This window comes from Lampropedia aestuarii (assembly GCF_004803635.1).
Classification (GTDB): domain Bacteria; phylum Pseudomonadota; class Gammaproteobacteria; order Burkholderiales; family Burkholderiaceae_C; genus Lampropedia; species Lampropedia aestuarii.
This window is the reverse complement of the sequence record NZ_SSWX01000046.1, coordinates 1-5,151: the sequence shown is the minus strand read 5'-3', so window position 1 is coordinate 5,151 and position 5,151 is coordinate 1. Positions and strand designations below refer to the sequence as shown.

At 43.8% G+C, this 5,151-nt stretch carries 5 protein-coding genes and 1 pseudogene; all 6 read left to right on the top strand.

The features are described 5' to 3' along the window. A partial coding sequence (locus tag E8K88_RS17725; protein ID WP_205880126.1) for an RHS repeat-associated core domain-containing protein occupies window positions 1–831 on the top strand: 831 nt, incomplete at its 5' end. Continuing rightward, entirely contained in the window at window positions 831–1,223 is a 393-nt protein-coding gene (locus tag E8K88_RS17720; RefSeq protein ID WP_136407995.1) for an SMI1/KNR4 family protein, read from the top strand. The genes E8K88_RS17725 and E8K88_RS17720, both read left to right, overlap by 1 nt. A gap of 673 nt (window positions 1,224–1,896) precedes the next feature. After that, window positions 1,897–2,265, top strand: a complete 369-nt coding sequence (locus tag E8K88_RS17715) for an NTF2 fold immunity protein (protein ID WP_136407994.1) — start codon at window positions 1,897–1,899, stop codon at window positions 2,263–2,265. Between the two features lie 110 nt (window positions 2,266–2,375). Next, complete coding sequence (locus E8K88_RS17710; RefSeq protein ID WP_136407993.1) at window positions 2,376–2,939, top strand: hypothetical protein; 564 nt, start codon at window positions 2,376–2,378, stop codon at window positions 2,937–2,939. Between the two features lie 600 nt (window positions 2,940–3,539). Beyond that, window positions 3,540–4,041, top strand: a pseudogene (locus tag E8K88_RS18685) (RHS repeat-associated core domain-containing protein); the annotation flags it as partial. 351 nt (window positions 4,042–4,392) lie between these two features. Continuing rightward, window positions 4,393–4,980: a hypothetical protein gene (locus E8K88_RS17700; RefSeq protein WP_136407991.1), complete on the top strand. Its 588-nt coding sequence runs from the start codon at window positions 4,393–4,395 to the stop codon at window positions 4,978–4,980. Window positions 4,981–5,151: the final 171 nt, after the last annotated feature.

The following is a 5,151-nucleotide window of genomic DNA, read 5'->3' as shown; positions in this document are numbered from 1 at the left end:
TTAGTGGGTCAATACAATGGCACAAAGGGATTGGGTGCTTCAAGCGCAAACCCAAACCGAGAGCTTTGCAAGGTCTACTACTTTCATACCGACCAGGTCGGAATGCCTGAAGAGTTAACCAATGCCGATGGGCAACTAGTCTGGCAAGCCAGCTACACGACCTGGGGCGCAACGGTGGCTGAAGAGTGGCAAGTCAAAACACTGGCGAACCAAGAGCCGATTGAGCAAGGTGACAAGCCAGAGGGTGAGCAGAACCTGCGTTTCCAAGGCCAGTACCTGGATCGCAGCACGGGCCTGCACTACAACACCTTCCGCTACTATGATGCGGATATGGGGCGGTTTATCTGCCCTGATCCGATTGGTCTGCAAGGCGGCATCAACCTTGCAACCTATGCGCCGAATCCGCTTTCTTGGATTGATCCTTGGGGGTGGGCTTGTCAACGGCCTGGAGGCTACCGAACTAACGATGTTGATAAACATGTTAATTTGAGTCCAGGAGTTAATAGAGCCCCTGGCCATACTAATACTGCTGCAGATAATAGAGTTCAGTCTCATCACGCAATTCAGCAAGAATGGGCGAAAAGAAATGTTCCTGGTTATGATCCAAACGCAGCTCCAGCGATTCTGTTACCGAGTTCGTCCGGCATGTCGCACGCACAAATTTCAGCTGCGCAACGAGCGTTTAGAAGAAATAATGGTTTTGGAACAGACATTAGGACTGAGTTCAATGAGGCTGCAAGAAAAATGAGGGCTGCTGGTGTTCCTGAGGCACAGGTGCGCAGAGTGATTAACCAGAGTTATAAGTATTTTGATCAGTTAGGAGCTTTTTGATGATTGAGAGAGACGAGTTGATGAAGCGATTTCAGATTAACAATCCTGCTAGATCTTCTGAAGTTGATGATGTTTCTTCGAAAATTTTTATACCTAATGATTACTTGAGTTTTTTGAGGGTATCTAATGGATTGAGTTCTCTGGGGCGAATTTCGTTGCTAGAGGTAGAGGATTTATTTGAGAGAAATGTAGATTATGAGGTTGGTGAATATTTGCCAGGGTATCTTATGATCGGTGATGATGGTGGTGGTGTGGCTATACTTATGGATAAGCATGGGCTAATTTTTGAAAACGATATGGGGACAATGATGCAAGAAACTATGGTTAAATCTGCTGAATCATTAGAGCAGCTGTTGATTGATTTTAATGGCCTAACAGTATCGGAAAGATAAAGTGTTTCTTGTTGGATCAACTTCTATAACTTTACGATTGAGTGCGTGGAGTTAAAGTGCGGCCCTTGATACATCATTGCAAAATTTTATTGTACTATCTGTACCGTCTTTGGTTAATTGGATTGGGTTGGTGTATGTAGTGCTCTGAGGTAACGGGCTCTTGGACAGCACTGCTGATAATTATCTGGCGAAAACATGCTCTCTTATTTAGAGAGAATCGCGAGGTAATGATGTATGGCAATAGAAGGAGTGTGATGTTGATCTTGGCTCTCTCGCTCTGTTGAAATGACAAGATCTGGCGATATTGGTGAAATATAAGGAATGGCCCGATTGATGGTGCTGTAACTTATTTGGCTAATAGAGATGCTTTATCTCTTGGGGAGACTATCAAGTTTGCCTTTAAAGCTGCAACCTATCATCCAGATAGAAAAAATCCAATCTGTTGGTATTTTCTGCTCGTTTGATTGCATCATTTTGCATATGTTGCTTTAAAGTCAATAACGAATTATTGAATTGCGATCATATAGTAAGCGTGACGGGTGCTTCTTGGTTTAATCGTGTATGAAAACAAGATGTAGAGTTATGAAGGGCTGCGTTCGTCTAGTGGACATTGATTTGAAATTTGTAAACAATAAGGCGGTTATTTTTTAATAAAATTTCCAAAATAACTCTCATGAAAAAAGCAAAAGAAACCTTAGTCTCTTTTTGGGATGAAATGCACAAATGGGAAGTTCGCACGCACGAACGTTATAAGCCTGAAAATGGTGGTCCAGAGGCTAATAGAGAGGTTGCAAAAAGTGAATTGATCAAAATATATGACGATTTTTTGACTGAAAAAGAGAGAAAAACGGGACGTTTGGCAGGGCCTGATGCAGGCTATCCTCCTGAGTATGATCCGATCAATGAATCGGTGATTGATATTGTTGAAGAATCGAATAAAGTTATTTTTGAGACAAAGTGGAAGCACCCAGTCTCAGATTTTTTTGATGAGCGACATAAGTTTACGCTGAAAAAAAGTATCGGGGGTGTGGAGGCTAGATAAAAAGGAAATATTTAATGGTGAGAAAAATAAATGGGTCAATGTTGTATTTTGAAATGACATTTATGGGGTAATTTTTGATGAATAACTGTGTTGGTGGCTTTGAGGTTTTTATGACCGAGGAAGATGAAGGGGGTTTTTCTGAGGTCATTAAGAATGAAGTGCCAAGTACTCTCTTCATTGATTGTTATCCATGGCCCGATCCAGAACTTTCTCCGCGAATTAGAGATTCAATCAGTCAGTGCAATGATCGACTTAATTCTGCTGCGGCAATATGGAATACGGATATATATTCGAAGAGTGAATATGTTAAAAAATCCATACATAGGCCAGTTTCTGATCGGGAAGAGTATGATCCTAGTGCGATGGGTGCTGGTTTGCTTCAATTCCTTCATTCAAGGGAGGCAGGTTATTCTCCGGGGGGGCTGATGAATGCTAGCATTGGATATTCGTATGATAAGGCCGATGAGGCTACGGACGAATTTGTGAAGAAGATTTTAAAGCTATGTAAGAAAACTGCAAGAAAATTATACGTGATTGATCCAAAAACCGGTGTGGTTGGTGAAAAGCCGCATTCTCGTTTCTTCGCCTGGCCCGATGCTATTGCGAAATACGATCAGGTGAATGGTATGTATTTGACTAATAATACAATGGCTTATTTCACATCTAAAAAGTAGCCCTCACAAGTTATTTTTATCAAATGCCGGTTGGTCAAAACCTGATCGTGCAGGAAATTGAATCACGCCATTTGTGGTGCCCATCCACGAGCGCAGGGTGGCTACGTGCAAGACAAGCTGGTGCGGGTGTTTTAAGACAAACGCTTCTACTATGACAGCCACGACCGGCTAATAGAAAAGCGCAGCGACAAACACACCATCCAGCGATTTGTCTGGGACGAAGAAAACCGCCTCAAAGCCGTCTACACCACGCGCAGACCCTTTACCGAACACGAAAACACCCAAAGCACACACTTCCGCTACGACGCGCTAGGCAGACGCATCGTCAAGCAAGATGCATTTGGCACAACGGTCTTTATCTGGGAAGGCATGCGCCTAATCGAAGAGCGCCGGGGCAGCCAAATCACCAGCTACGTGTATGAGCCGGGCAGCTACGTACCACTGGCTCGCCTGGATGCCAGCGGTGATGCGACCGAGCAAGGCGGCCTGGGCACCCAGGCAGATCCCGCTGCAGCAGCACCATCCGCACAGCAACTGGAGAATGAAGCACGGATTGCCGAGGCACTCAAAGGCTTTGAGCCCACACCACACAGTGGGACAGGCATTGCAGCCAATGATGCGGAAGCGCAATACTGGGCCTCACTGGAGCAGCCTGATCCGCGCTATATGCAAGAGGCCTCACTCGGCAATGGCACAACGGGGTTGGACGCTTCAAGTGCAAGCTCAAACCCAGAACTATGTAAGGTCTACTACTTCCATACCGACCAAGTCGGTATGCCTGAAGAATTAACCAATGCCGATGGGCAGCTCGTTTGGCAAGCCAGCTACACCACTTGGGGTGCAACAGTAGCTGAAGAGTGGCAAGTCAAAACGCTGGCCAACCAAGAGCCGATTGAACAAGGTGACAAGCCCGAAGGTGAGCAGAACCTGCGTTTCCAAGGCCAGTACCTGGATCGCAGCACAGGCCTGCACTACAACACCTTCCGCTACTATGATGCGGATATGGGGCGGTTTATCTGCCCTGATCCGATTGGTCTGCAAGGCGGCATCAACCTTGCAACCTATGCGCCGAATCCGCTTTCTTGGATTGATCCTTGGGGGTGGAGTTGTGGCAAAACAAAACCAATAAAATTCAAGCGATGGAAACGAGGCGATGCAATTGATAAACCATTGCCAGATGGTCGCACTCCGACTTGGGATGTTGTACGATCTAGATATTGGAAAAATAGGGCTGATGCCATTCAAAAGTCTGGAAGCAATGAGTATGAAGGACAGCTCGGACAAATGAGAAATGGCAAAGCACCAGTAGACGCTAATGGGAATCCTATGGAGTTGCATCATCATAATCCTCAGCGTAATGGAGGCAGGGATGTTAATAATCCAGGAAATTTAAGGGAAGTAACTCGCGAGCAGCATGCTGAGTTGGATCCATATAGAAACTTAGGGAGCTAAAATGAATCACATTAAACAAATAAGAGAATTTGTCGAGGGAGGGCTTTCTCCTGAGAAATTGGAAGGTATTTTTTATACAAGCAAAGAACTTGAAGAGAATCTCAAGAGTGTAGAGATTTCAGGAAGAACCTCTGGGGAAGGCTTATATATTTACATTGCTGCAAAAAACTTTAAGAAAATTTTAGATTTGTATATCATTCAGAAGGCACTTTCTGAATACCTTGATTTAATTGGTGAGAGTTATGTTTTTTCAAATAAATATATCAATCTTCTGGATACGCTTGCAGTAGCTCAGCCGAAGTGGTTGAATATACCGGGTGATTATGCGTTGAAAATGTTTGATGAATATTCTTCTGTAAGTGAATCTGTTAGCATTAAAAAGTGGCTTAAGGATGAAATTAAAAAACGGTTCAAATTTTCCAGTAAGCCTCCAAAGTGGCTGCAAGATGCTATTTGGCCTGTGAAAAATGAAACTCCTCTAACATTTATAAAGCAAGAGAAGACAGATGCGCTGCATGACGATGGATATATTTATGAGTTTGTTGATGAAAAAACGGGGCTCAAGGAGGTTATTATTCAAACTGCGTAATTTCAATGTGGAAATTTTATTATCGGAGTCCCTGAGGATTGATGGTTGATTTATTCGGGGTCTAAGAATTTTTTGATGTGTGATTATTTGATTTTTAATAGTTTTTTATTTGGAGCTGCGAACACTACCTGGCAAACTGAAGGGTAATCCCCCCGCAAAACCATCATTTTG

Coding starts and splice junctions, on each gene's coding strand:
- E8K88_RS17720 (WP_136407995.1), top strand. CDS start 831: ATGATTGAGAGAGACGAGTTGATGAAGCGATTTCAGATTAACAATCCT.
- E8K88_RS17715 (WP_136407994.1), top strand. CDS start 1,897: ATGAAAAAAGCAAAAGAAACCTTAGTCTCTTTTTGGGATGAAATGCAC.
- E8K88_RS17700 (WP_136407991.1), top strand. CDS start 4,393: ATGAATCACATTAAACAAATAAGAGAATTTGTCGAGGGAGGGCTTTCT.
- E8K88_RS17710 (WP_136407993.1), top strand. CDS start 2,376: ATGACCGAGGAAGATGAAGGGGGTTTTTCTGAGGTCATTAAGAATGAA.